This window comes from Arcobacter sp. F2176 (assembly GCF_004116465.1).
Lineage (GTDB): Bacteria > Campylobacterota > Campylobacteria > Campylobacterales > Arcobacteraceae > Arcobacter > Arcobacter siniprincipis.
In genome coordinates, this window is the sequence record NZ_PDJV01000001.1 from 159834 (window position 1) to 186765 (window position 26932).

General features: G+C 26.4%; 32 protein-coding genes. 18 read left to right on the top strand and 14 right to left on the bottom strand.

All coding sequences use genetic code 11. The annotated features are described in order from the left end of the window. The first annotated feature begins 38 nt into the window (after positions 1-38). From CRU95_RS00630 to lptB, 4 genes are read left to right on the top strand one after another with little or no spacing between them, the layout of a single operon-like run. Entirely contained in the window at positions 39-302 is a 264-nt protein-coding gene (locus CRU95_RS00630; RefSeq protein ID WP_129099220.1) for an RNA-binding S4 domain-containing protein, read from the top strand. Further along, positions 295-1278 (top strand): anthranilate phosphoribosyltransferase, encoded by a 984-nt coding sequence (gene trpD, locus CRU95_RS00635; RefSeq protein WP_129099221.1) that lies wholly within the window; start codon positions 295-297, stop codon positions 1276-1278. The genes CRU95_RS00630 and trpD overlap by 8 nt, the downstream gene beginning before the upstream one ends. 7 nt (positions 1279-1285) lie before the next feature. Next, a complete protein-coding gene (tsaE, locus tag CRU95_RS00640) occupies positions 1286-1705 on the top strand; it encodes a tRNA (adenosine(37)-N6)-threonylcarbamoyltransferase complex ATPase subunit type 1 TsaE (RefSeq protein ID WP_258238577.1) in 420 nt (139 codons plus the stop codon). Beyond that, positions 1698-2420, top strand: a complete 723-nt coding sequence (gene lptB, locus CRU95_RS00645) for an LPS export ABC transporter ATP-binding protein (RefSeq protein WP_129099223.1) — start codon at positions 1698-1700, stop codon at positions 2418-2420. Before tsaE ends, lptB begins: the two co-directional genes overlap by 8 nt. Here the strand turns inward: lptB and CRU95_RS00650 are convergent. From CRU95_RS00650 to CRU95_RS00660, 3 genes are read right to left on the bottom strand one after another with little or no spacing between them, the layout of a single operon-like run. Then, complete coding sequence (locus CRU95_RS00650; protein WP_129099224.1) at positions 2417-3664, bottom strand: response regulator; 1248 nt, start codon at positions 3662-3664, stop codon at positions 2417-2419. The two genes, lptB and CRU95_RS00650, sit on opposite strands and share 4 nt — an antisense overlap. Positions 3665-3705: 41 nt before the next feature. After that, positions 3706-4431, bottom strand: coding sequence for a 3-deoxy-manno-octulosonate cytidylyltransferase (gene kdsB, locus CRU95_RS00655; protein ID WP_129099225.1), 726 nt, complete (start codon positions 4429-4431; stop codon positions 3706-3708). 12 nt (positions 4432-4443) lie between these two features. Then, positions 4444-5847, bottom strand: coding sequence for a PAS domain S-box protein (locus CRU95_RS00660; RefSeq protein WP_129099226.1), 1404 nt, complete (start codon positions 5845-5847; stop codon positions 4444-4446). 72 nt (positions 5848-5919) lie between these two features. Between CRU95_RS00660 and polA the strand changes: the two genes are divergently transcribed. The 4 genes from polA (at position 5920) to CRU95_RS00680 (ending at position 9892) form a co-directional block, all read left to right on the top strand. Then, a complete protein-coding gene (gene polA, locus CRU95_RS00665) occupies positions 5920-8622 on the top strand; it encodes a DNA polymerase I (protein ID WP_129099227.1) in 2703 nt (900 codons plus the stop codon). 95 nt (positions 8623-8717) lie between these two features. After that, entirely contained in the window at positions 8718-9428 is a 711-nt protein-coding gene (locus CRU95_RS00670; RefSeq protein ID WP_129099228.1) for a response regulator transcription factor, read from the top strand. An 18-nt stretch (positions 9429-9446) separates the two neighbouring features. Then, positions 9447-9638 carry a hypothetical protein gene (locus CRU95_RS00675; protein WP_129099229.1) on the top strand — a complete coding sequence of 64 codons (192 nt, stop codon included), beginning with the start codon at positions 9447-9449 and terminating at the stop codon, positions 9636-9638. Further along, complete coding sequence (locus CRU95_RS00680; protein WP_129099230.1) at positions 9638-9892, top strand: DUF2116 family Zn-ribbon domain-containing protein; 255 nt, start codon at positions 9638-9640, stop codon at positions 9890-9892. The genes CRU95_RS00675 and CRU95_RS00680 overlap by 1 nt, the downstream gene beginning before the upstream one ends. A 73-nt stretch (positions 9893-9965) precedes the next feature. On the opposite strand, the gene lgt is transcribed toward CRU95_RS00680, so the two are convergent. From lgt to argF, 4 genes are read right to left on the bottom strand one after another with little or no spacing between them, the layout of a single operon-like run. After that, positions 9966-10778, bottom strand: a complete 813-nt coding sequence (gene lgt, locus CRU95_RS00685; RefSeq protein WP_129099231.1) for a prolipoprotein diacylglyceryl transferase — start codon at positions 10776-10778, stop codon at positions 9966-9968. Continuing rightward, positions 10778-12076, bottom strand: a complete 1299-nt coding sequence (locus CRU95_RS00690; protein WP_129099232.1) for a (Fe-S)-binding protein — start codon at positions 12074-12076, stop codon at positions 10778-10780. Before CRU95_RS00690 ends, lgt begins: the two co-directional genes overlap by 1 nt. Further along, the gene (gene hemN, locus CRU95_RS00695) at positions 12076-13443 is read right to left on the bottom strand and encodes an oxygen-independent coproporphyrinogen III oxidase (RefSeq protein ID WP_129099424.1); all 1368 of its coding nucleotides are present in this window, start codon (positions 13441-13443) and stop codon (positions 12076-12078) included. The genes CRU95_RS00690 and hemN overlap by 1 nt, the downstream gene beginning before the upstream one ends. Beyond that, positions 13436-14362, bottom strand: a complete 927-nt coding sequence (gene argF / locus CRU95_RS00700; RefSeq protein ID WP_129099233.1) for an ornithine carbamoyltransferase — start codon at positions 14360-14362, stop codon at positions 13436-13438. Before argF ends, hemN begins: the two co-directional genes overlap by 8 nt. Before the next feature lie 201 nt (positions 14363-14563). Between argF and CRU95_RS00705 the strand changes: the two genes are divergently transcribed. Genes CRU95_RS00705 through CRU95_RS00715 form a run of 3 tightly spaced genes read left to right on the top strand, consistent with a single transcriptional unit; the run spans position 14564 to position 17475 of the window. Next, positions 14564-16678 (top strand): ribonucleoside triphosphate reductase, encoded by a 2115-nt coding sequence (locus tag CRU95_RS00705; RefSeq protein ID WP_129099234.1) that lies wholly within the window; start codon positions 14564-14566, stop codon positions 16676-16678. Then, complete coding sequence (nrdD, locus tag CRU95_RS00710; protein WP_129099235.1) at positions 16656-16820, top strand: anaerobic ribonucleoside-triphosphate reductase; 165 nt, start codon at positions 16656-16658, stop codon at positions 16818-16820. The genes CRU95_RS00705 and nrdD overlap by 23 nt, the downstream gene beginning before the upstream one ends. Continuing rightward, positions 16798-17475: an anaerobic ribonucleoside-triphosphate reductase activating protein gene (locus tag CRU95_RS00715; RefSeq protein ID WP_129099236.1), complete on the top strand. Its 678-nt coding sequence runs from the start codon at positions 16798-16800 to the stop codon at positions 17473-17475. Before nrdD ends, CRU95_RS00715 begins: the two co-directional genes overlap by 23 nt. On the opposite strand, the gene CRU95_RS00720 is transcribed toward CRU95_RS00715, so the two are convergent. Genes CRU95_RS00720 through hemB form a run of 3 tightly spaced genes read right to left on the bottom strand, consistent with a single transcriptional unit; the run spans position 17452 to position 20327 of the window. Further along, a complete protein-coding gene (locus CRU95_RS00720; protein WP_129099237.1) occupies positions 17452-18132 on the bottom strand; it encodes a response regulator transcription factor in 681 nt (226 codons plus the stop codon). The genes CRU95_RS00715 and CRU95_RS00720 overlap by 24 nt on opposite strands. A gap of 7 nt (positions 18133-18139) precedes the next feature. Continuing rightward, positions 18140-19351, bottom strand: a complete 1212-nt coding sequence (locus CRU95_RS00725) for a PAS domain-containing sensor histidine kinase (protein ID WP_129099238.1) — start codon at positions 19349-19351, stop codon at positions 18140-18142. 1 nt (position 19352) lies between these two features. Then, on the bottom strand, positions 19353-20327 hold the full coding sequence (gene hemB / locus CRU95_RS00730) for a porphobilinogen synthase (RefSeq protein ID WP_129099239.1): 975 nt from the start codon (positions 20325-20327) through the stop codon (positions 19353-19355). Positions 20328-20387: 60 nt separating this feature from the next. Here hemB and ribA point away from each other — a divergent pair, with 60 nt between their 5' ends. Genes ribA through CRU95_RS00760 form a run of 7 tightly spaced genes read left to right on the top strand, consistent with a single transcriptional unit; the run spans position 20388 to position 24431 of the window. Continuing rightward, positions 20388-20951, top strand: a complete 564-nt coding sequence (gene ribA, locus CRU95_RS00735; RefSeq protein ID WP_129099240.1) for a GTP cyclohydrolase II — start codon at positions 20388-20390, stop codon at positions 20949-20951. Then, complete coding sequence (rsmG, locus tag CRU95_RS00740; RefSeq protein WP_129099241.1) at positions 20951-21535, top strand: 16S rRNA (guanine(527)-N(7))-methyltransferase RsmG; 585 nt, start codon at positions 20951-20953, stop codon at positions 21533-21535. Before ribA ends, rsmG begins: the two co-directional genes overlap by 1 nt. Continuing rightward, positions 21535-21756: a PP0621 family protein gene (locus CRU95_RS00745; protein WP_129099242.1), complete on the top strand. Its 222-nt coding sequence runs from the start codon at positions 21535-21537 to the stop codon at positions 21754-21756. Before rsmG ends, CRU95_RS00745 begins: the two co-directional genes overlap by 1 nt. Next, on the top strand, positions 21753-22124 hold the full coding sequence (locus tag CRU95_RS00750; RefSeq protein WP_129099243.1) for a hypothetical protein: 372 nt from the start codon (positions 21753-21755) through the stop codon (positions 22122-22124). The genes CRU95_RS00745 and CRU95_RS00750 overlap by 4 nt, the downstream gene beginning before the upstream one ends. 2 nt (positions 22125-22126) lie before the next feature. Beyond that, the gene (locus CRU95_RS16535; protein ID WP_013135477.1) at positions 22127-22273 is read left to right on the top strand and encodes a hypothetical protein; all 147 of its coding nucleotides are present in this window, start codon (positions 22127-22129) and stop codon (positions 22271-22273) included. Next, on the top strand, positions 22266-24281 hold the full coding sequence (glyS, locus tag CRU95_RS00755) for a glycine--tRNA ligase subunit beta (RefSeq protein WP_129099244.1): 2016 nt from the start codon (positions 22266-22268) through the stop codon (positions 24279-24281). The genes CRU95_RS16535 and glyS overlap by 8 nt, the downstream gene beginning before the upstream one ends. A gap of 9 nt (positions 24282-24290) precedes the next feature. Beyond that, positions 24291-24431: an entericidin EcnAB gene (locus tag CRU95_RS00760; protein WP_129099245.1), complete on the top strand. Its 141-nt coding sequence runs from the start codon at positions 24291-24293 to the stop codon at positions 24429-24431. A 24-nt stretch (positions 24432-24455) separates the two neighbouring features. Here the strand turns inward: CRU95_RS00760 and CRU95_RS00765 are convergent, their stop codons facing one another. The 4 genes from CRU95_RS00765 to CRU95_RS00780 all read right to left on the bottom strand — a co-directional run bounded on the left by CRU95_RS00765 (position 24456) and on the right by CRU95_RS00780 (position 26638). Continuing rightward, positions 24456-24737 carry a hypothetical protein gene (locus CRU95_RS00765; RefSeq protein ID WP_129099246.1) on the bottom strand — a complete coding sequence of 94 codons (282 nt, stop codon included), beginning with the start codon at positions 24735-24737 and terminating at the stop codon, positions 24456-24458. Between the two features lie 133 nt (positions 24738-24870). Beyond that, positions 24871-25116, bottom strand: a complete 246-nt coding sequence (locus tag CRU95_RS00770) for a ComEA family DNA-binding protein (RefSeq protein WP_129099247.1) — start codon at positions 25114-25116, stop codon at positions 24871-24873. 96 nt (positions 25117-25212) lie between these two features. Next, a complete protein-coding gene (locus CRU95_RS00775) occupies positions 25213-25713 on the bottom strand; it encodes a nucleoside 2-deoxyribosyltransferase (RefSeq protein WP_129099248.1) in 501 nt (166 codons plus the stop codon). 25 nt (positions 25714-25738) lie between these two features. Next, the gene (locus CRU95_RS00780; RefSeq protein ID WP_129099249.1) at positions 25739-26638 is read right to left on the bottom strand and encodes a uroporphyrinogen-III synthase; all 900 of its coding nucleotides are present in this window, start codon (positions 26636-26638) and stop codon (positions 25739-25741) included. Between the last annotated feature and the right edge of the window lie 294 nt (positions 26639-26932).

Here is a 26932-nt window from a genome sequence, read left to right on the forward strand (position 1 = left end):
AGGAGTTATTTTATCTTATCTTAGCTATAATCTTGTTTATGAGAATAGATAAATTTTTAAACGCAGTTAATATAACAAAAAGAAGAGCAGTTGCTGAAGATATGCTGGAGCATAAAGTAGTTCATATAAATGGTATGCCAGTCAAAAAAGCAAAAGAAGTTAAGGTTGGGGATTTAATTGAAATTAAATACTTAGAGTATATAGAAGAGTATAAAGTACTACAAATTCCACAAACAAAATCAACTCCAAAATCAAAACAAACAGAATATATAGAAAAACTAAAAGGAAAAGATGATGTTTAGTAAAGACAAACTAAAATTTGATGATATATTTGAAAATAGACTTCCAGTGGAAGAAGTTAGAGAATATTTAATCAAATTATATGAAGATGGAGAAACCGCTGAACAAATAGCAGCAGCAGCTGATGCAATGAGAGATCATCTTATTGCTTTACCAGTTGATTATTCTTTAAAAGATGAGTTAATTGACAATTGTGGAACAGGTGGAGATAAATCAAATAGTTTTAATATCTCAACAACAGTTTCATTACTTTTGGTTGCTTGTGGTTCAAAAGTAGCAAAGCATGGGAATAGAAGTATTACAAGTAAGTCAGGAAGTGCTGATATGCTAGAAAAGCTTGGTATAAATCTAAATTTAAATATTGATAATCAAGTAAAAATGCTTGAAAATACTGGTTTTGTATTTATGTTTGCCCAAAATCATCATCCTTCTATGAAAAATATTATGCCTATACGAAAATCAATACCACATAGAACTATTTTTAATATTTTAGGACCTTTAAGTAATCCTGCAACAGTGTCAAAACAATTAATTGGTGTTTTTAGTGATGAATATATCCATAGAATGATTACAGCTCTAAGTCTTTTAGATACAAGAAGAGCTATGGTGGTCAGTTCTAAAGATGGAATGGATGAAATTTCAATTAGTGATGTTACTTATGCAACTACATTAATTGATCAAAGAACAAGTGATTTTATAATAGATCCTAGAGATTTTGGCTTAGGTATGTATTCAAAAGATGATATTTTAGGTGGTGATGCAAAAGAAAATGCTCAAATCTCAAGAGATATCTTAGAAGGCAAAGTAACTGGCGCAAAACTTGATATTGTATTACTTAATGCTGGCGCAGCACTATTTATTGATAATAAAGCAAAAGATATAAAAGAAGGTACTGAAATAGCAAGAGAGGCTATTAGTTCTGGAAAAGCAAAAGAAAAACTTGATCAAATCATTAATTTTTCTAAAAGTATGAAATAGGATAATTTTGGAAAAAATAGAATTAGTTTTAGAAGAAAATGATTTAATTAAAATCATTAATAAATTAGATAAAATAATTGATAAAAAAGAGTCAATTATTTTATTAAGAGGTGATTTAGCAAGTGGTAAGACTACTTTAGTTAAAAACTATGTAAAGTTTTTGAAAATCGATGATTTAGTTACATCACCAACTTTTTCAATTCAAACAATTTATGGGGAAAATATTTACCATTATGATGTTTATAATAAGAGTTTAGAAGAGTTTATATCTTTAGGCTTATTAGAAGAGTTTGAAAAAGAAGGTATTCATTTTGTAGAGTGGGGGGATGATAGATTAAATGAACTTCTTAACTCTTATGGCTTCCATACTATTAAAATAGATATTGAAAAATTAGAAAATAAAAGGCGATATATAATTAATGCATAAATTAAGAATAGAAAACATAACCAAAAACATTAAAAAAACTCAAATTTTACATGGTATTTCACTTGAAGTTAAATCTGGAGAAATAGTTGGTTTACTAGGACCAAATGGAGCAGGGAAAACTACAACTTTTTATACAGTTTGTGGACTTGTAAAACCAAGTTCAGGTAAAGTTTTTCTTGATGAAACAGATATTACAAATCTACCTTTGCATAAAAGGGCATTGAGAGGAATTGGCTATTTACCACAAGAGTCATCTATTTTTAAAGACTTAAGTGTAGAAGATAATTTAATGCTTGCAGCACAAATTGTTACAAATGATAAGGCAGAACAATTTAAAAGAGTAGAAGAGTTACTTGAAGTTTTTAATATTGAACCTATTAGACAAAGAAAAGGAATTTCTTTATCAGGAGGGGAAAGAAGAAGAACAGAAATAGCAAGAGCTTTAGTATCAAAACCAGTTTTTTTATTGCTTGATGAACCTTTTGCAGGGGTTGATCCAATTGCGGTTAAAGATATTCAAGAGATTATCAATCAATTGACACTTAGAGGTATAGGCGTATTAATAACAGATCATAATGTAAGAGAAACCCTTCAAATATGTGATAGGGCATATGTTATGAAAAGTGGGACATTATTAGCTTCTGGAAATAGTGATGAGATTAGAAATGATGTAAGCGTAAGAGAACACTACCTAGGAGAAAGTTTTACTTTTTAGAAGTAAAAAATTCTCTCTTCTTCATTTTCTAGTGCTTTGTTTAAAGCAGAACTTAATCTTTGTAAAATAAGATCTTCATTATCATCATTTTTCAATTCAACGACTCCAAAAAAACTGTGTTGAGAAAGTTTTTTATTCATAAGCATTGTATTTAAAATATTTTCAAGTTTATAAGATACATTTAATGCACCATCTAAATCAGTTTCTGGAAGTAAAACTATAAAATGTGATTTTTCAGCTTTAAAACAAATATCATGTTCTCTAATATTATTTTTAATTAATTCACTAATATCATTTAAAAAGTCTTCATAAGAGATAATTTTTTCATCTATATTTTTTACGCTTAGTTTTATTAAAGATAAATCTTTTCTATATCTTCTAACTCTTTTTGATTCAATTGAAAAAATCTTGTGAAATTTATTTAGATTGTATAAGCCTGTTATTAAGTCATGGTTATATTTATATTCGAATAGATTTGATTTTTCATTTAAATTTGTAATATCAAATAAAGAGACTAGAAAATATATCTTTTCCTTTTCTATTTTTGTAACATTTAATTTAAAAGTTCTTGTAACATCAACTACTTTTATCTTTATTAAGACATTTTCATTATCTAAATTAGATATAAACTCATACCAAGGAGTAGTTTTCAACTCTTCTTTCGTAGAAAATTGTTCTTTGTCTAATAATATTTTTTCTAAATTTATATCAAATACTTTGAAGTTTTTTGAAAATATATCATTCTGTGCAACTATTTCCCCATCTTCTATAATAGCTACCAAACTATCTTGTTTATTTAGTAACTCAAGAATAGAGTCATCAAATTTATTGTTACTAGTATATATAATATTTTTTAAAAACTTGTGTTCTAAACATTTTGTAATATTTTTTATTAATTCATATAAGTCTAAAGGTTTTAAACAATATGAACTAATACCTAATTCAATAGATTTTTTATAAAAACTAGAATCAGTATGTGCTGTTGTTACGATACTAGGTATATTTGAATTAATTTCATTAATTCTTTTTATCATCTCTAACCCATTCATTTTAGGCATATTAATATCAGCAATAATTAAATCTATATCAGGATTATTTTTAAATGATTCAAGACCTTCTTCTCCATCGTTGCAGACAAACAATTTACCAATAATACTATTTAAAATATTAGAAGTGAAATTTCTTATTTCTTCTTGGTCTTCCACATAAAGTATATTTAGTTGTTTAAAAAAATCTTTATTCATAATACCTTCTATTTTATATTAAAATTTTGTTTGAGATTAATTTATTTTGCAAAAATATTAAGTGCATTTTTTAAATCTTCTTCTGTATCAATACCAAAGGATTTAGACTCTACTTCAACCATCGCAATTTTCTTTTCATGATAAATTGCTCTTAATTGTTCAAGTTTTTCTATGCTTTCAGTTTGTGCTGCAGGAAGTTTACAAAACTCATCTAAACTTTTGACAGTAAAACCATAAATTCCCAAATGTCCATTATATGTGGCATTCTCATAGTGGTCTCGGTAGTATGGAATTTTGCTTCTAGAAAAATATGTGGCATTTCCCTTGTCATTTAATAATACTTTTACATGATTTGGATCATCTGCTAATTGTGAAGATATCTTTTTATGGCAAGATACAATCATAATATCTTCTTTATTGTCTCTAACTTCTTTTACTCTACTAATAACAGCTTTTATCACATCAACTTCTATAAAAGGTTCATCAGCTTGAACATTAATAACGATATCATCTTCTTTTAAATTGAGTTTTTTGGCTGCTTCATTTATCCTATCCGTTCCACTTTGATGTTCATTTGAAGTGATAATAGCATTTATTCCATGTTCTTTTGCTAATCTTATTACATCCTCAGAATCTGTAGCGATTGTTACATCATCTAAACTACTTACTTGTTTTGCAGTTCTTATAACCATAGGTAAACCAAGTATATCAACTAAGATTTTATTTTGAAATCTACTAGAATTTAATCTTGCAGGTATTATTATCATATTTTGTTTCCTTTAAATTATTATAGGCAATTTTATTTTAATAGTTGTTTCATTTGAGACTGAGTTAACTTCTATTGTACCTTTTAAATGCATTTCGATAATACTTTTAACAATGTATAATCCTAATCCTACACCATGTTTCTCATCTTTTGTTGAAAAATATGGTTCGAATATTTTGGAAATATTATGTTTAGGGATTCCACCTGCATTATCGTGAAAGGATAATGCAACAAAATCGTTTATTTTTTTAACTTCTATAAATATCCTTTTATTATCTTCCATCATATTTTTTTGCATTGCTTCAATAGAATTTTGAACAAGATTATTAAATACAGTTACTAATCTATCTTGATAGGTTTCTAGTATTAAAGTTTCATCACATATTATTTCGAAGTTAACGACCCTTTTATATGGTTTGATTAAAGTTTCAAACAATTTTTTTAATTCTACTACCTCTTTTTGTCCCTCAAACTCTATTAGGGATTTAAACTCTTCTATTGTATTTGATAAAGTTTTTACACTTTCATTTATTTTTTTTAAGCCTTCATAAAAAGGTCCATTATCATCTATGTCAAGAGACAGTTTCTGAGCAATAATAGAAATTGTATTAAGTGGTTGTCTCCATTCATGAGAAATAGTTCTAATAGTATCTGTCATAATATTTAGCTTATTATCTTGAACTAATAGTTTTTCAGATTGTTCTAAAGTATGAGTAATATCAAACATAAGAGCTGTAAATCCAGTAATATCACCATATTTATTATAAATTGGTTTTATTTTAAGGTCTACCCAAAAAATGTCATTATTCTTTTTTACATTTTTGATTTTCCCTGTCCATTCTTTGCCACTTTTTATACTACTCCACAAATCTTCAAAAAGTTCTTTAGGAGAGTCTTCATGTTGAATAACTGCATGTGATCTTCCTAATAGTTCACTTTTTGAATAACCTGTTAATTTACAAAAAGCATCAGAGACTTCAGTAATAAAACCAAACTTATCTGTATGACTTGAGATAACATATTCATTTAAAATTTGGTCATCTGAGATTTGTTTTGTAATATCTTTAGTATTTAAAACAAAAAGCTTTTTATTTAACATAAGAGAAACAGTCACTTTAAGATAAATTGGTTTCTTATCTTTTCTTGTACAAACAAGATTCATATCTGTATCATATGAATTTATCATATTATTTTTTAAAAGTTGTAAAAACGAGATTTTGTATGATTCATTAACTAAATCAACAAAATTTAAAGATAGTAATTCTAAACTTGTATATCCAAGTATTGGACTTAGAGCATCATTTACATACAAGAATTTACTCTTAAAATCAATAATAGCAATTCCATCCCATGAGTTATTAATTATTTCTTTTAATTCATAGTTTGTATTTTTCAATTTTTCTAAATCTGAACCCATTAAAAACCTAAATAAACTTATTTTTATATCTTTTCATTATAATATAAAAACTTTAAAACTAGGGAAAATTTAATGGATAATGATAATTTAAGTGCAAAAAAAACGATAACTGTAATAGATACATTTGGCTTTTTATTTAGAAGTTTTTACGCACTACCACCTTTAAAATCAAAAGATGGCTTTCCAACAGGATTATTAACAGGATTTATGAATTTTATATCAAATGTTGGAAAAGATTTTCAAACTGATTATATTGTTTTTGCACTTGACTCAAAAGGTAATACTTTTAGAAATGAAATATACGATCAATATAAATCTCATAGACCAGATGTACCAGAAGACTTATTAAAACAACTTCCCATCGCAATCTCTTGGATAGAACAGATGGGATTTAAAACGGCAATTAAAAGTGGCTTTGAAGCCGATGATATTATTGCCTCAATTGCTCATGATGCAAGAGAAAAAAACCTTGAAGTTAGAATTGTAAGTCATGATAAAGATTTATACCAATTGATTGATGATGATACAGTTTATTTATTTGACCCTATAAAAAAAGTGATAATAAATGAGGGAAAATGTTATGAAAAATATGGTGTTCATCCTAAACAATTTACGGATTACCAATCACTTTTAGGCGATAGTGCAGATAATGTTCCAGGAGTAAAAGGAGTAGGTGCTAAAACAGCAGAAGCTTTAATAAAAGAGTTTGGAACTTTAGAAAATATTTATGAGAATATTGAAAGTGTACCAAAGCCTAGATGGAAAACACTTCTTTTAGAAAATAAAGAGATGGCGTTTATTTCAAAAGAATTGGTAACTTTAAAAAAAGATTGTCATTGCATAGATATTTTAGATGAATTTGAATTACCAAAAGAGAACCCAATCTTGATAATCCAGGATACTTTACTAAAATATGATTTAAATAAAATAGTAGAAAGAGTTCATCAAAATGGTCTTAACTATAAAACAGAACTTCCAAAAGTAAAAGAAAAAATAAATTATGATTTTATATTATTAGATACAAAAGAAAAACTAGAAGAAGTAATAAATGCTATTCCTAAAGATTCAATTGTAGCTTTTGATACAGAAACGACTAGTTTAGATACAAAAATAGCCAAAATAGTTGGTTTTTCTTTTTCTTATGAAGATAATAAAGCATACTATATCCCAATAGCTCACAAATACTTAGGTGTTCCAGAACAAGTTTCACTATCTGATGCTAAAAATGCTATTAATAAATTAAACAAGTTTAAATTAATTGTTCAAAACTTTAAATATGATTTTGACATTATAAAATTTAATTTTGATATTGAGTTAAAACTATTCGCTGATACTATTATCTTAGCTTGGTTATTAGATAGTAGTTCAAAAGTAGGACTTGATGCTTTAGCAAAAAACTATTTTGAATATACAATGATTGCCTTTAAAGATGTAGTTAAAAAAGGTGATGACTTTTCTACTGTTGATATTTCAAATGCTTGTAATTATGCAGCGGAAGATGCTTTAATGACATATAAAATATACTTTAAACTATTAGAAGAGTTTAAAAAACAAAATTGTGAACATCTTTTAAAAATAGCAGATGATTATGAGTTTAAATTTATTGATGTGTTAATAAATATGCAAAATAATGGTGTGAAAATAGATACGCAAATCTTAGAAAATCTTAAAATTCAAAATCAAGAATATATTCAAGAGCTTACAAAAAAGATTCATGCACTTGCTGGAACTAAATTTAATATAAATTCTCCAAAACAATTAGGTGTAATACTTTTTGAAACATTAGGATTAACTGCTTCTAAAAAAGGGAAAACTGGATATAGCACAAATGAAGTTGTATTAAATAAATTAGTAGACTCACATGAAATTATTTCAGTAATATTAGATTATAGAGAAGCTTATAAACTACAATCTACATATATAGAACCCCTTTTAGAATTGGCTTCTAAAGATAAAGAAAATAAAATTTATACTTCTTTTTTACAAACAGGAACAGCAACAGGAAGACTTAGCTCAAAAAATCCAAACTTACAAAATATTCCAGTAAAAAGTAGTGCAGGTAGAGAGATAAGAAAAGCCTTTATTGCAAGAAATGGATATAAACTTGTAGGTATTGATTATTCTCAAATAGAATTAAGATTATTGGCTCACTTTAGTAAAGATAAAGCCTTAGTAGATGCTTTTAATAGTGATTTAGATATTCATAGTCAAACAGCTGTAAAAATATTTGGAGAAGAAGAAGCAAAGCAAAAAAGAAATATTGCAAAAACAATTAATTTTGGATTACTTTATGGAATGGGAAGTAAAAAACTAGCAGATACCCTTAAAATAACTCCCAAAGAGGCTAAAGTTTATATTGATTCTTATTTTGAAGCCTTTACAAATGTAAAAGAATATATGAAATCAATTGAAGATTTTGCTTTAGAAAATGGATATGTTGAAACTTTAATCAAAAGAAGAAGAATATTTGATTTTAACACAGCAAATACAATGCAAAGAATAGGTTATTTAAGAGAAGCAGTTAATACAAAATTTCAAGGAAGTGCAGCAGATTTGATAAAATTATCTATGATAAAAATCTTTGAAAAATATAAAAATAATGAAAATTTAAAAATGATTTTACAAATTCATGATGAACTTATTTTTGAAGTTAAAAATGAAAATTTGGATGAAATAACGAATGATTTGAAAAAAATAATGGAAAATATATTTACACTAGAGATACCTTTAAAAGTATCTGTGGCTATAGGTAATAGCTGGGGTGATTTAAAGTAAAATAAAAAAGTTTTTTATTAAAAAATAATTTTCTTTTGACAAGAAAAATAAATTTAGCTATAATAAAACTAAATAAATCAATTAAAGAGTAATGAATGATTAAAACATTAAAAAATATTAGAAAACTAAATAATGCAAAATTATTAGTTGTAAGTAGTGATTTAAATGTTAAAAAGTCTTTAGAGCAAGATTTAGATAATTATTTTAAAGAAGTTAGTTTTGTCTCAAATAATAAAGATGCATTAATCTTGTCAAGCCAAAGTACTTATGACCTTGTAATTATAGATACTCAATGTGATGGTATGATTTTCAAAGATTTTTGTTTTGAATTAGCTGAAATTGCACAAACTCTTCCTAAAATAATAATTTCTAGTGAGGATAATAGTGAAGATATAGTTACAGCTGTAAATTGTAATTCATACACATTTATTTCTAAACCCTTGCGATTACAAGATTTAAAACTAGCAATTATAATGTGCTTAAATCAGACAAAAAGAGGTGACAAAGTTGAATTCCAAAATGGAATTTATTTTGATGAATATAGAGATCAGTTCTTTAAATCTGGTGGAGCAGCAATTGATTTCACAAGACTTGAAAAAGGCTTTTTAAAACTCCTTATTACAAGAAGAGGAGAAATTACTGATTATGATACAATAAAAGAAATTGTATGGAAAGGTAAAAATATGTCTATTTATACAATGAGGAATATTGTAAACAAAATAAGACAAAAAACTTATTATGAAATAATTAGAAATCATTCTAATAAGGGATATGTAATTGACGAAACAGGTATGAAGAGATTCTAAATAATAAAGGGTGCCTAAATGGAAGAACTAATTTTGACAAAAGATGAATTAGTCGAGATGTTTGAAAATCATATTCTTGAAGACACTCAAAAAGGTTGGCTCTTTGATAAAAAAGTAGTAGAAATTATTGCTTTACATGAAGTTGAACCTAAATATCTACAAGATATTACAAATGCAAAATATTATAAAATAATCCCGAAAGGTAATTAATGTCACACTGTCCGTTCTGTAAAAAAAAGATTGCTATGAGCAAAGCATTTTGTTCAAGAAGTTGTAAAGAGAATTATTTTCAACTAATAGCAATACAAGTTCCAAAACCATTCTTAAAAAGAATATTTGTGTTTTGTGATCCTGAACAAAGAGAAGCAGAAATAGAAAACTTCGCTGATAGACATGGTTGGCGATTAGATTTATTAAAGAATAAAATTGATGAATTAGCTATAGAACATGGTTTCACCAACTGACTAGATTAAAAGAATAAAGAAGTTTCTAATTAACTACAAAATATCAGCATTTAAATCTTAAATAATCTAAAAATTATGATAATTTCTTTTTCATAATAAATAAAATTAAAACTGCTACAATTAATATACAAAATGATTGTAGCATACCCATTGTAAGCCATCCACCATATAAAAATCCTAATTGAACATCTGGTTGTCTAAAAAACTCAGCAGTTATTCTAGCAGTTGAATAACACAATGCATAAATAATAGCTAATTGTCCATCAAATTTTTTCCTATTTCTAAAATACACTAATATTAAAAAGATAACCAAACCTTCAAGGAATGCTTCATATATTTGAGAAGGATGTCTTAAAACACCATCGACATATATTCCCCAAGGTAAGTCTGTAACTCTTCCTACAAGCTCTTGATTAAAGAAGTTTCCAAATCTACCAAATATATATCCAAAACTAATTCCTAGAACTGCAATATCAGTTATAAACCAAAAAGAGATTTTATTTTTTTTACAAAAAAGAAGAGAAGCAATTAAAAAACCAATAAAAGCTCCATGATAACTCATTCCTGAAATTCCAACATATGTTCCATCAACAAAAGGATTAAATATTTGCCATGGATGAGTTAAATAATATTTAGTATGTGTATCATAAAATAAGACATATCCTATTCTTGCACCCAAAATTACTCCGATCTCTGCCCACCAAATATATGAATCGAAAATCTCTTGTTTGATATTTATTTTGTCATAGTTTATAAACCATTTAGCAACATAAATTGCACTTAATAATGCAAGCGCATACATAATCCCATACCAATGAACTGAAACAGGACCTAAATGAAATGCTATTGGGTTAAACTGAGAATAAATATTTTGCCAAAACTCCATTAATCTAATGCCTCAGCTATCAATTCAATTGGATTTTTAAATACAACATCAACATCTGCTTGATACAAAGAATTTGTAATTTGCATTCTACAGGCACTACATTCTGCACTTACAACTTGAGCTTTAGTCTCTTTTATCATTGCAGCTTTTGGTGCACCTGCTGCTTTTGCGAAGTCATATTTTTCAGTTTGCATAGTAACTCCTCCAAAACCACAACATCTATTTGAATCACTCATTTCTGTTAAAATATAATTTTGTTTTAATAAATCTCTTGGCTCTTTCCAAACATTTTGCATCTTTTTAGCATGACAGGGATCATGATAAGTTACCACATCATCAATTTTTTTACCAGAGTTTGCTAGTACTTCTTTTAATTTTGTATTATTCTCAAGCCATTTTGTAGCCATAAACACTTTTTTAGATAGTTTTACAGCTCTTGCTTTCCACTGGGGTTGATTATGTAAATAGTGTTCCCAATCTTGATTAATCATAGCACTACAGGTAGCTTCAGGAATAATTATGGCATCAACATCATCAATCCATGTTTCAAAATACTCTATATTTTTTTTAACTAAATAATCAACAGTATCAAAATCACCTGTAAAATATGCAGGTGCACCACAGCATAATTGTTTTTTAGGAATAAAAATATCTATTTCTAATTTTTTTAAAATATCAACTAAACTATCACCAATATTTGTATAACTATAATTTCCCATACAACCAATAAAAATAGCAACTCTATTTTTGATATTAGTATCTTTATTTACAACATTTGCAGGTATATTTTCCGGATATTTATTTAAAAATGTTCTTTTATCTGCATAAGGTAAGGCTCTATCTTTTTTTACAATTGGTAAAGAAAATCTAGGAACAGCTGAACTACTTTTTTCTTCTATTTTTATAGCACATGTTTGAAACATCCATCCAAGTTTAGACATAAAGTCCATAATCTTTCTATGTCTTAACAAAAAGAAAAAAGCTCTTTTATACCAAGCTATTCCATATTTTTTTGCAATATCAGAACGAACTTGCTCAATAATCATATCTGTTGGTAAGTCATTTGGACAAACTTCAACACAGTTTGTACATAAAAAACAGCTTTCGAATATATCTTTTGCTGTTTTATCTAACTCTAATTCATCTCTCTCATATGCACCTAATAAATCAATAAATCCTCTTGGACTTGTTGCTTCATCTTGATTTATATTAAATATTGTACATACAGGTTTACATTTTCCACATTTAACACAATCATCGCTAATGCTTGTATAATCAAATTTATTAATTTCTTTCATTATATAGTTTTACTAAACCTTCTTTTATTTTCAGGAATTTTTTTCAAATAAGCATCAAAAGGCATACAAATATTTCTTATTAGCATTGCACCTGTTGGATTTACTTTTATAAACTCTTTATCTAATGTCATTAGTTCAGCTTCAATAAACTCATCTAAAGCATCCACATCTTCTTTGAAGTATTCAAAAAAATCAATATGGAACTTCTCTTCAACTCTTTTAATATTTAAAGAGAAATTACTCATAAGTTCCATAATTACGAATTGTCTTAGTTGGTCATCTGCACTTAATTTATAACCTTTAAATGTAGGTAGTTTACCATTATCTAAAGCCTCTTCATACTGTTTTAAATCTTTATAATTTTGTGCATAATAATCAACCCCATCACCAATTGATGTAACACCAATACCTATTAAATCAGCTCCACCTTTAGTAGTGTAACCTTGAAAATTTCGATGTAATTCCCCTTTTTCAATTGCTTTAAAAAGTTCATCATTTTCTTTTGCAAAATGATCCATACCTACCATTTTATAACCATTACTAGTAAAAAAATCAATAGTATCTTTTAAAATAAGTAGTTTTTCACTAGGTGGAGCAAAAGTAGTTTCATCAAACTTCCTCATAGTCTTCATAAGCCAAGGAACATGTGCATAATTAAATACTGCAAATCTATCTGCATCAAGTTTTACTATTTTACGAAGTGTTTCATTAAATGTTTCTCTATTTTGATGTGGTAAACCATAAATCAAATCTATATTTATAGATTTGATTCCAGCTTCCCTAGCTATATTCACAACATTTTGAGTTGTTTCATATGGTTGGATTCTATGAATTGTTTTTTGAACTTCTTCATCTAAATCTTGAACTCCAAAACTAAGTCTATTACAGCCACCTTTTTTAAGAACATCCATGTGCTCTTTTGTAAAATATCTTGGATCCACTTCACATGAGATTTCAGCATCACTACTAAAGTTTGGAAAACTTCTTTTTATCATAGTAAAAACTTCATCTAATTGTTCAGGAGAAAAATATGTTGGTGTTCCTCCACCAAAGTGCATTTGAGTCACTAATCTTGAGGTATCTAACTTCTTTTCTAGTAGTTTTAACTCTTTTTGCAAGTACTTTAAATATCTTACTTTTTTATCTTCTTTAGATGTGAAAATAACATTACATCCACAGAAATAACAGGCACTTCTACAAAATGGAAGATGAAGATACAATGAAAGATTTCTTGATGAATCTTGTTTTGAAAAAATATCTATTAAATCATCTTGTGAAAATTCTTCTGTAAACTCAGGAGCTGTTGGATATGAAGTATATCTAGGTCCTGGCTTTGAGTATTTTTCGAATTTTTTAAAATCAATCATTTCTTTTTCCATCTAACCAAACCATAACACCTTTTTGTGCATGTAGTCTATTTTCAGCTTCTTCAAATACTTTACTTTGAGGTCCTTCAAATACCTCTTCAGATACTTCATATTCTCTATATGCAGGTAAACAGTGTAAGAAAATAGCATCATTAGTTGCATAAGACATAAGCTTTGTATCTACAATATAACCTTCAAAATCTTTTACTCTTTTTTCTTTTTCATCTTCTTGTCCCATTGATACCCAAGTATCAGTTGTAACAACAGTTGCATCTTTTATAGCTTCAATTGGATCATTTCCAATTATTATTTTTGCACCTGATTCTTTTGCAAATTCTAAAGCTTTATTTAAAATCTCTTGTTTAACTTCATAACCTTTAGGAGTAGCAATTCTAAGTTCAAATCCAAGTTTTGATGCTAACATAAGCCATGAATGGGCTAAATTATTTCCATCTCCAACATATGCAGCAATCAAATCTTTATCTTTGCCTTCTTCCATAATTGTCATATAATCAGCCATAAGTTGTACTGGATGAAAATCATCAGTTAGTCCATTTATAACAGGTACTTTTGAATATTTTGTAAACTCTTCAAGCTTTGAGTGTTCAAAGGTTCTAATCATCACCATATCAACCATTCTTGAAATAACTCGTGAAGTATCACTCATTGGTTCACCTCGTCCTAGTTGTATATCATTTGATGATAAGAATAGTCCTATCCCACCTAATTGATAAATACCTGTCTCAAAAGATACTCTTGTTCTTGTTGAACTTTTTTCAAAAATCATTCCAAGTACTTGTTTAGGTAAATACTCTTTAAAATTTCTTTGTTTTGTTTCAGCTTTTATTTGCTTTGATAGTTCTAGAATTTCTAATAATTCTTCTTTACTAAAATCTGCAATTGTTAAGAAATGTCTCATTCTAATCCCTTGTTTTTATAAAAGCAAATATTATATTAGAATTGGCTTTATTTTAAACTTAATTATTAATATAGTTTACTTAAAAAATATAAATAAATTTCTTGTGAAAAGACCTTAAAATGACACTTTAGTGACTTTTTAAGTAATGACAAATTAAGACAATATTACTTAAACTTTGCTTATTAGATTTAAGGGAAGAAAATGGATAAATATATATTCAAAAGGGATAAAGAAAAAGAGGAATACCAATCTTATAAAATAAAAGATGCAATTAAAAAGGCATTTAAAAGTGTACAAGTAAATTATGATGAAAGAGTATTTTTTAATGTTGTTAATAAATTAGGATTAATTGAAGAATTATTTGTAGAAGATATTCAAGATATTATAGAAAAAGAACTTTATAATTTTAATTATTATGAAGTAATGAAGTCATTTATGGTATATAGACATACTCATAAACTTCAAAGAGAGCATGTTTTAGGATTAAGTGAAGATACAACTTTTATAAACTCAACACAAACTGTGGAAGAGTATATTTTAAAAAGTGATTGGAGAGTAAATGCTAATTCTAATACTGGATATTCACATGCTGGTCTTATAAATAATAGTGCAGGTAAAATAATTGCAAATTATTGGCTTGATAAAATATACTCTAAAAAAGAGGGATATGCACATAGAAATGCTGATTATCATATCCATGATTTGGATTGTTTAAGTGGATATTGTGCAGGTTGGAGTTTAAGAATTTTACTTGATGAAGGATTTAATCAGGTTAGAGGAAGAGTAGAAAGCACTGCTCCAAATCATTTTAGAGAAGCTTTAGGACAAATGGCAAATTTCTTAGGAATATTACAAAGTGAGTGGGCAGGAGCTCAAGCTTTTAGTAGCTTTGATACTTATTTAGCTCCTTATGTATTTAAAGATAACTTAGAATATAAAGAGATAAAAAAAGCTATTCGAAGTTTTATTTATAATCTAAATGTTCCAGCGCGTTGGGGACAAAGCCCTTTTACAAATGTCACTATTGATTGGACTGTTCCAAATGATTTAAAAGATCAAATTCCAACACGAAATCAGAAACATCTTTTTAAAGACTTTGAAGATGAAATTCTTTTAAAAAAACTAAGAATTAAAGGTTATACCTCATTTGAAGAGTTAACCTACAAAGATTTTCAAAATGAGATGAATCTTATAAATAAAGCCTATTATGAAATAATGACAGAAGGGGATAAAACAGGTCAACCTTTTACTTTTCCTATTCCTACAGTTAATATCACTGAAGATTTTGATTGGTATGGTGAAAATACAGATTTATTATTTGAAAATACAGCAAAGATTGGAAGTTCATATTTTCAAAACTTTGTGGGTAGCCAATATGTCAAAGATGAAAATGGAAATTTAATTCCAAATGAAAAAGCTTATAAACCAGGTCATGTTAGAAGTATGTGTTGTAGATTACAACTTGACTTAAGAGAACTTCTTAAAAGAGGAGGTGGTTTATTTGGAAGTGCTGAAATGACAGGAAGTATTGGTGTCGTTACTATCAATATGGCTAGGCTGGGATACTTGTATAAAGGAGATATAAATAGTCTACTTAAAAAACTAGAAGAGTTAATGGACTTAGCAAAATCTACATTAGAGAAAAAAAGAGTTTTTATTCAAGATATGTATGAAAGGGGTCTTTTCCCATATACAAAAAGGTATCTAAAAGGATTTAATAATCACTTTTCAACTATTGGTGTAAATGGTATGAATGAAATGTTAAAAAACTATTTTTCTAATAAAGTTGATATGTCTTCAGATATTGGAAATGATTTTTGTATCCAAATATTAGATTTTATGAGAGATAAAATGATTCAATATCAAGAAGAGACTGGTAATCTATATAATCTTGAAGCAACACCAGCTGAGGGTACAACTTATAGATTTGCAAAAGAAGATAAAAAAAGATTTAAAGATATCATTCAAGCTGGATTTGATAAAAATATCTACTATACAAACTCTTCTCAACTTCCAGCAAATTATACTGATGACCCTTTTGAAGCATTAACTCTACAAGATGACCTTCAATGTAAATATACAGGTGGAACAGTTTTACACTTATACATGAATGAAAAAATTTCATCTGTTGAAGCTTGTAGAAAATTTGTAAAAAATGTACTTACAAACTTTAGGCTTCCGTATATAACAGTTACTCCCTTATTCTCTATTTGTGAAAAACATGGTTATATAAGTGGAGAACATGAATTTTGTCCAAAATGTGATGAAGAAATTTTAAAACAGGAGATTAAAGATGAATTATCAAGAATTGCTTAAAAAAAATAGTGAAAAAAGAACAAAATGTATAGTTTATACTAGAGTTATGGGTTATCATAGACCAGTTGAAAGCTTTAATATAGGTAAAAAAGGTGAACATAAAGAAAGACTCAAATTTGTTGAATCAAAAAATTGTTTATGATTTTACAAAATTTACAACTACAGATTACACAGGATATTTATCTTGTGTAATCTGGTTTAAAGGGTGTAATATGAGATGTCAGTATTGTTATAATGATGATATTGTATTTTCTAAAAATGGTAATTACACTTTAAATGATATTTTAACTTTTTTGAAAAATAGAGTAGGGATGCTTGATGCTGTTGTTTTATCAGGAGGAGAAGCTACACTTTATGATTTAAGTGATTTTTGCAAAAAAATAAAAGAATTAGGATTTAAAATAAAATTAGATACAAATGGCACAAATTTTACATTAATAGAAAAACTCACAAAAGAAAAACTTATAGATTATATGGCAATTGATTTTAAAGCACCAAAATATAAATACAAAACAATAACAGGCATAAATGCATACACTAAGTTTATTAATATAATAAAATATTTAATAACTATTAATTTCACTTTTGAACTTAGAACTACAGTTAATTCAAGCTTGTTAGATGAAAATGATCTAAACAATATGATAAATATACTTACTAATTTGGGATATCAAAATACATACTATTTACAAAATTTTTTACAAACTAGTTCAAATATTGGAAATATTCAAAAACAAAGAGATATAAATAAAGAAGAACTTATACAAAATAGTTTAACTATTCAATGGAGAAATTAAATATCCTTGACCTAAGACATTTTCAATAATATCTTTAGACATTTTTAATCTTAATCTTTTTATAAAAGTTCTAAGTCTCTCATCACTTACTTCATCACTCCAAAGTGTAGATTTGATTTCTTCAGGACTTACAATAGTATTTTGATTCTTGATTAATAAATATAGAAAATCCTTTTCTCGCTTTGTAATATTTACAATTTTTCCATTTTCATACAAAGTCATAGTATTATTATCAAAGGTAAAATTCTCTTTTAATCGTACTCTTTTTTGTTTATTTATCTTAGGTGCTATTTTCCTAATATGCTCGATAAGTTCTTCTGGATCAAAAGGTTTAATAAAATATTTATTTATTCCTATATCAATAGCTTTTAATAACTTGTCTTTATCAGAATGAGCACTTAATACAATAATAGGAATTGATTCATCAAACTCTTTTATTTTTTGTGTCATTTCCAAACCATCACAAAGTGGCATCATAATATCAGTTATTATAATATCAGGCTTAAATGATTTAAACTTTTTTAAACCTTCTTTACCATCTTTAGCAATAATTACAGAGAAAAAATAATCATTTATAGCATCTTTTAAAAGTTGAGCTAATCTTTTTTCATCTTCAACTATTAGTATTTTTAAATATTTTAATAACTTATCTTTCATATTCTTCCTAATTATTTAAGGGGATAAAAATTGTAAAATTAGAACCATTTTCAAAGTTTTTATGAATTAGCTCACCTTCTAAACTTTTTTCAATAATCATTTTTGACATAAACAATCCCAATCCTGTACCTTGACTTTTATGTTTTGTTGTAAAATAAGGGTCAAATATTTTATCTAAGTTATCTTTACTAATTCCACCTGCATTATCTATTATTTCTAGCTTTGCATATTTTTTGCCTAAAAATTTTTCTTCACTTAACTTTATTTGTATGATTTTTTTATCTGTATGGTTAAGTATAAAGGCATCTTTTGAGTTTTGAATTAGATTAATAATCACTTGAGTAAGTTCATTTAATACACCTAGAACTTGATAATTTAATGGTACATCTATATTTAAGTTTATATCTTTTATAACTTTCTTTAAAATTAAAATAGCTTCATCAACTGCTTTTTTTATCTCAAAACTTTTTTTATCTTTTTGTGGATTAAAAAAGTTTGAAAAATCATCTATTGTAGAAGACATACTAGATATCAAATTTTTGCTCTCAATATAAAGCTCATCTAGTTTCTCTTTTTCATTTGTATTAAAGAACTTTTTCATATTAAAAAGTGTAAGATTAAGCTCAGTTAAAGGTTGTCTCCATTGGTGAGCAATATTTCCTAACATTTGACCTAAACTTGCCATTCTTGATTGTAGAAATAGAAGTTTTTGTTTCTCTTCATTCTTTATAATTTCTTCTTTTACTCTATGTTCCAAAGTTTTATTTAATTCTTTTAACTCTTTTGTTTTATAAAAAACTCTATTTTCTAAATCTTTATTTAATTCTTCTAACTCTATTTCTTTTTTTTCTAATCTTTTTTTTAATTCAACTTCTTCTGTTACATCATATCTTATAGCAATAAACTCTTTTATTTTATCATTTTCATCTAAAATAGGAGTAATCGTAGTATTTAAATAAACAGTTTTCCCATCTTTTGTGAGATTTTTAACTGTAGCTTTGTATGGTTTTTTATTTAAAATAGTATCCCAAAGTAGAGTAAAGTTACTCTTTGGGATATCGGGATGTCTTACAATATTATGATTTGAACCAATTAATTCTTCATATTTATATCCAGAAATTTTGCAAAACTCATCATTGACAAAAGTTATTATTCCATTAATATCAGTTTTTGATACTATATTTGAATTTTCAATTGCCTCTTGATAAGTTTGGCTCATTTTATTTTCTATTTAAAAGCTCACAAGCTTCTTTTGCATGATATGAAATAATAATATCAGCACCCGCTCTTTTAAAAGACACTAAAGTTTCCATCATAGTTCTTTCATAATCAATTAACCCAGCAATTCCTGCATTTTTAAGTAAGGCATATTCTCCACTTACATTATAAACTGCTAATGGTAGATTTGAACTATTTCTAATATCTCTTACAATATCCAAATATGCTAATGCTGGTTTTACCATAAGTATATCTGCACCTTGATTTTCATCTTGAATTGATTCTTCAATAGCTTCTCTTCTATTTGCTGGATTCATTTGATAAGATCTTCTATCACCAAAAGATGGAGTTGAATCAGCAACATCTCTAAATGGACCATAATAAGCACTTGCAAATTTAGTAGAATATGCCATGATGGGTAAATCAGTAAATCCATTTTCATCTAAAGCAGTTCTTAAAGTTTCAATAATACCATCCATCATTCCACTAGGAGCTATCATATCAGCACCAGCACGTGCATGAACAAGAGCTTGTTGGGCAGATATTTCTAATGTTTTATCATTATCAACTGTTTGAGTTTTTGGGTCAAGTATTCCACAATGTCCATGGTCTGTATATTCACAAAAACACAAATCAGTAGATACAAACATAGTAGGGAACTTCTCTTTTACAGCTCTTATTGTTCTTGCTATTATACTTTCATCACACAAACATTCACTTCCTACAGAGTCTTTAACATCTGGAATACCAAATAAAATAATTGAATTTAAACCTATACTTTGAATATATTCACACTCTTTTAAAATCTCATCAATACTCATTTGAAAAACACCTGGCATAGATGCAACTTCAGTTTTAATACCATTTCCTTCAACTACAAATAGTGGATATATAAAATCATTTGGGCTTAGGTTTGTTTCTTGCACTAGTGCTCTTAAATTTTCATTAATTCTTAATCTTCTTAATCTTTTAAACATTCTATTTACCTCTTTTAGATATAATCTGCACCATTTTAACAGTTTAAGGTTTAAAAAGATATGAATATAGAAGAATCAAATATTGCAAATTTACCAACAACACATGGTAATTTTCAAATACAATCTTTTAAAGAACATCACAAAGAACATTTAGTAATTTTTTCAAAAAATTTAGGTGATGTTGTAAATGTAAGAGTACATTCAGAATGCTTAACAGGAGATGCAATTGGCTCATTAAAGTGTGATTGCCAAGCCCAATTAAATTTCTCATTAGATTATATAAATAAAAATAGTGGTATGGTTATATACTTAAGACAAGAAGGAAGAAATATAGGTTTACTTAATAAAGTAAATGCTTATGCCCTACAAGATAAAGGATTTAATACAATCGAAGCAAATCATCAATTAGGTTTTCAAGCTGATGAAAGAACTTATGAAATAGTAGAATATATTTTAAATAAATTTAATATCAAAAAAATAAATTTAATAACAAATAATCCGCATAAAATTGAAAGTTTAGCTAATATAGAAATTGTAAAAAGAATTCCCGTAGTTGTGGGAGAAAATGAGAATAATAAAGGCTATTTAAAAGTCAAAAAAGAAGAAATGGGGCATTTGCTATAGTGAAAATAAATAATTTAAAAGAGTTAAATTTAGAAGAAGATTTTTTACCAAAATGTGAAGAGTTTAAAAAGACTTTACAGCATTGGGGCAAAGTACATAATCTTTCAGCTGAATTAGAAGATGAGAAAATAGAAAAGAATATATATGATTCTATTTATGTTTTAAAATTTATAAAAGAGTATAAAACTGTTGCAGATATAGGAACAGGAGCTGGTTATCCTGGGCTTATTTTAGCAATGGCAAGACCTAATATTAAATTTTATTTAATAGAACCTAGAGCAAAAAGAGTTGCTTTTTTAAATTTTATTAAAAACTCACTAAAATTGGATAATGTAGAGATATTATGCAATAGAGTAGAGTATGTAAAAGATATTAAAGTTGATTTAATCACTTCAAGAGCAGTTACGAATACTTCTTTATTATTAGACTTAACAAAAGATATTTCAAGTGAAAATACATCTTATTTATTTTATAAAGGTAGTATGCTTGAATCAGAACTTGAAGAAGCAAAAATACATAACTATGAAATAATCAAAAAAGATGAAAAAAGAAATTACTTATATATAAATAAAGGAAACAAGTAATGGTATTTAAAGCATTAGCAGTACTTATTATTTTATTTATTGTTTATATTCTATTTTTTAAAAAAAGAAGAGAGAGTGAAATCGGCAATAAAAAGACAAAAAGAGAAGAATCTATCTCAGATATAATGGAAGAGTGTCCCACTTGCAAAACTTATGTCTCAAAAAAAGAAGCCATATTAAGTAATGGGAAATACTACTGTTCAAAGGAGTGTCTACAATGATAATACTTGGCGATGCTTTAGTACCATATGAAGAGACTTCATTTATAAATAAACTTGAAAATATAACAAATACAAAAGCAAATTCTACTATTTTATTTGATTTTAATGAAAATTATCTAAAATATTCTTATGAAAATAACTTGTTTACAGGAGTTATTGTTCATACATTAAAAGAAGCACTTTATGCAAATGCTTTACATGCTAAGTATATTATATGTAATAAACCTCTAGATAAAACTATTCAAGATATTGCTGAAAATTATATGTTTGATTCTAAAATATTAACAATAATTGAATCTAATGATGAACTTGAAATAGTAGCCATGAATAAAATTGATGGTGCAATATATAAAAATTTGTTAGGATAAACATGAAAGATATACTTGATATAATAGTTATTATAGCTTTTGTAATAATAGTTTTTGGATTTATTAGAGGCTTCAATAAACAACAAATTGCAAAACATACAAAAAAATTAGAAGAAATCGAGAAAAGGGAAAAAGAGAAAAATGAATAAACCATTATTAATTGAAATAGGTGTTGAAGAACTACCTGCTATACCATTTTTAAAAGAGTTACCAAATATTGAAAAAAAATGGAGTGATATTTTAGAAAAATTTAAACTATCAACTGATTTTGACTTTTTTTATACTCCAAGAAGGTTGGTTCTTTGGCATAGAGAATTTAATTTAACGCAAGAAGATACAACTGTTGAACAATACGGAGCTCCTATTGCAATTGCTTATAAAGATGGAAAACCAACAGGTGCAGCAATTGGTTTTGCAAAAAAATGTGGAATAGAAGTAGATGATATTAAAACAATTAATAATGGAAAAGATGAAGTTTTATACTTTAAAAAAGAAGAGAAAGGAAAAGATTCAAAAGATTTATTAAATGAAATGATAAATGAATTTATTAATGCACTTGATTTTGGAAAATCTATGAGATGGGCTAGTAGAACGGATAGTTTTATAAGACCTATACGAAGTCTAATAATGATGTTAGGGGAAGAAATAGTTGAGGGTGAAATTTATGGTGTAAAAAGTTCAAATAAATCTTTCGCTCATAGAATGGTCTCTTATGAAGCATTTAGCTTTGATTTTGCAGGAGATTACTTTTGTAAGTTAGATAAAAATGGAGTAATTTTATATCCAGAAGATAGAAAAAAGATTATATTAAATCAAATGAAAGATATAGAATCACAAAACAATCTAAAAATAGATATAGATCCTGAATTATTAGAAGAGATTGTTGCAATAACAGAATATCCAACAGCTCTATTGGGTAGTTTTGATGAAGAGTTTTTAGAGTTACCAGAAGAAGTAATTGTAACTTCAATGAAAGAACACCAAAGATACTTTGCAGTTTATAAAGATGGAAAACTATCAAATAACTTTATTGTTGTATCAAACTCTAAAACAGAAGATTTCTCTTTTATAGTTGCTGGAAATGAAAAAGTTTTAAGACCAAGATTATCAGATGCTATGTTCTTTTATAAAAATGATTTAAATAATGGATTATCAAATGAAGGTTTGAAAAATCTAGTTTTCGTAGATGGACTAGGTTCTATGTATGAAAAATGTGAAAGAGAAGTAAAAATAGCTTCATATTTAGCCCAAATATTTGAAGTAAAAGAAAAAGAGTTATTAACTAAAGCAGTGATGCTTTCAAAAGCTGATTTGATGTCTGAAATGGTTTATGAGTTTACTGAATTACAAGGACTTATGGGATATTACTATGCAAAAGCTGCAGGAGAAGATGAGTTAGTTTTTACAGCTTTAAAAGAACAATATTTACCTGATGGTGAAGACTCAGATTTACCTTCAAATAAATTCTCTGCAATAGTTGCCTTGTCTTATAAACTTGATAACCTTATGGGACTTTTTAGCGTTGGTAAGATTCCAACTGGTTCAAAAGATCCATTTGGATTAAGACGAGCAGCAGCTGGTATTGTAAAAATTGCTATGGAACACAAAGTTGAAGTAAATCTTTCAAATATAATTGATAATTTATTAGATACTTACAATGGATTAAAAAAAGAAAAATTAATTGAATTTTTCAATGAAAGATTATTTAAAATATTTGATGTAAACCCATCTGTAATAAAAGCAGTATTAGGGAGTAGAGAAGGGGATATTTATAAAATTTCTCAAAAAATTTGTGCTCTTAATCCAATAGTATTAAGCGATGACTTTAAAGAATCATCAACGACTTTTAAAAGAGTAGCAAATATCATTAAAGATATTAATATAAATAGTTTATTAAGTGTTGATGAATCTTTATTTGAACAAGAAGAAGAAAAAAATTTATATGAAACTTATACTCTGTTAATAAATAAAAAATATAATTCTTATGAAGAAGAACTTGATGCCCTATTTTCTTTAAAGCCAAAATTAGATAAATTTTTCGATAATGTTTTTGTAAATCATGAAAATGAAAACATAAAAACAAATAGAAAAAATCTAATAGGACTTGTTTATCAGGCTTTTAGAAATATCGCAGATATTAAAGAGATTACAATATAAGGATTACAAATGAAAAAATTTTTAGCTCTTATCACATTGGTAACATTTATTGTTGTATTAAGTGGATGTGCTACATGGAATGGTGTTAAAAAAGACACTTCTGATGCCTATGATGCGACAAAAGAAGCTATTCATGATGCAACAAAGTAGTTAGTTTACTTTGTTGTTTTACTATTAAAAGTATGGTAAATAAATTTTATAGTCTTTATTTATTTTAAATAAAATATTTAAAGACATTTTTTGAAGTAGAGTAAATTTTTTATATAAAACAATATATTTATTTGGTAAAAAATCAAACTTGATATTATTTTTTGTTAAAGTGTAAGTTATTTTTATTAATTCTCTTTTAGCTAATTCGTATTCATTATCATAATCAAATTTTAAAACCTTATTTTCATTGTCAAATTCATAGTAGGCTAAGTTAAGTGAATCGATTTGTGTTTTTATATCTTTCATGTTATTACTTTATTTAAATTTGTTATTATATTATTTTATTATCCATTAGTTAACAGAAGATTAACAAACTAATCTTTTTTTAAGAAAGTATGAGTGATTTTTTAGAAATAGAGTGAAAATTCACTCTATTTTATTATTTACAAGTAGAAAATGAGATTTTACCTTCATTTTTTTGCAAGAGTCCTTTCCCTATACCTTTTACATTTAAAAGATCTTCTTTGTTTTTAAAACACTTATGTTCAGTTCTGTATTGAACGATTGCTTCAGCTTTTTTAGCTCCAATTCCATTTAGTGTTTTTAATTCCTCAACAGAAGCTTTATTCATGTCAATTGCAAATAAAGCCAAACAAAACAGCACTAGTACCAAAATAATTTTCATTTATTCTCCTTAATTTAAATAATATATTATTATAAAATTTAAATTAATTTATGCTTTAATAATAATTATTATGAAACTATTAAGAATAAAATATATTTATTTATTATTTATAAACTTTAAAACATCTTCGAAATTTCCAGATATAATCTGTTTAACACTACAGGCAATCATTAAATTTATAGAATAATCAAAATCTTCAATAATCATATTGGCATTATCAACATATACATTATTAAGAAGTTTCTTTTCCTCATCTTTAAAGCTATCTAAATAACTTTGATTGTTTTCCATATAGCCATAAACATCTTTCCCTATAGCCTTTGCATATCCACACTCCCAAATTGTGCCAGAATCAGCCTCTTTGCCACGGAATTGATTCAAGTTTGCAATAACAATATCTGATTGATGTATTAATTCAACATTTGCTTTATAAATATCTTGTGCTATCTTTTGTTTATTTTGATTAAAATCAACAACATTATCTAAAGGATACAATCCTTCATATCCATACTCTTTACAAAGGCTAGAGTAGTTTTCTCCTATTTGTATAGATTCTTGTTTAAAAACATCAAATCCAGCAATATATATTTTTTTCATATTATTTTGTCCTATTCAAATAATTTTATAAAAGTATTGCTTTTTTTATACAAGAACTTATCGAAGTCTTTTCTGAAAGTATTGGTTTAATATTAGAAGGAAAATACTTTAAAGTTGTTTCTCCAATTGATATTGCCTTAAAGCTATGATGCCATTTAAAGGTTTTAAAAAAGTATTCTACAGTAGAAGGTGAGGAAAATATTATCTTTGAATTTTTTGGCAAAATCTCTTTAATCAAAGGTTCTACATAATTGTTTTCATAAATAATCACTTCTTCTGATAAAATGCCATTTTTATTTAAATCATCTGATATATTTGATGTAATTTTATTGCCTCTTATATATAAAACTTTTTTATTTTTTAATTCATATATCAATTCGTTTGTAAATTCATAAGTATTGCTCTTATTCGCAATTAAACTAATATATCCACCTAATTCTTTAACTTTTTTTGCACTTTCTTTTCCAATAACATAAGAAGGGATATTTTTCCAATCACTATTAACATTATCAATACCCATAACACCATGTTTTGAGCTAAATACTAAAGCATCAAATTTTGTAAGATTTATATCTTTTTTTAAATATTTTATTTCAAATAAAGGAATGTTTTTTGCCCATTTTCTCTTTTGATTATTCAATAGATAGATATTTTCTTTTGAATTATTATAATCTTCTATTTTATTTTTTATTTTATTTTTAATTCTATCAAAAATAGAAAACCTTTTATTAATTACTATCATATTATTATTTTCGAGAATATCAAATCTTATATTATTTTTTGAAAGTACATAAGTAATTTTAAAAAATTCTTTTTTTATATTCTCATTAATATAATCTACTTCATTTAAAAAAATGTTTTTTTTATAATCATAGTCAAAATAAATAAGTTTAAGTGTTGGAATAATTTGTTCAATTTTTTTCATTTAAATACTCTTTTATATTTTATTTAGATGATAATACATTTTAATTAATAAAGAGTTAATAAGAAGTTTTTTTTAGTAATAATTGGTTGCGGAAGCAGGATTTGAACCTACGACCTTCGGGTTATGAGTACGCTATTGGTTTTAAAATATAAAGGTTTTATCGTTGTTTATTACTTAATTTAAACTTAATAATTTTACTCATTAAGTGGTATTTTAAGAGGTAAAAATTATCTATTTGTGACAGAGCTGCTTAATAAGTTTTGTGATTGATTTATTTGTTTTTATTGATTGTGA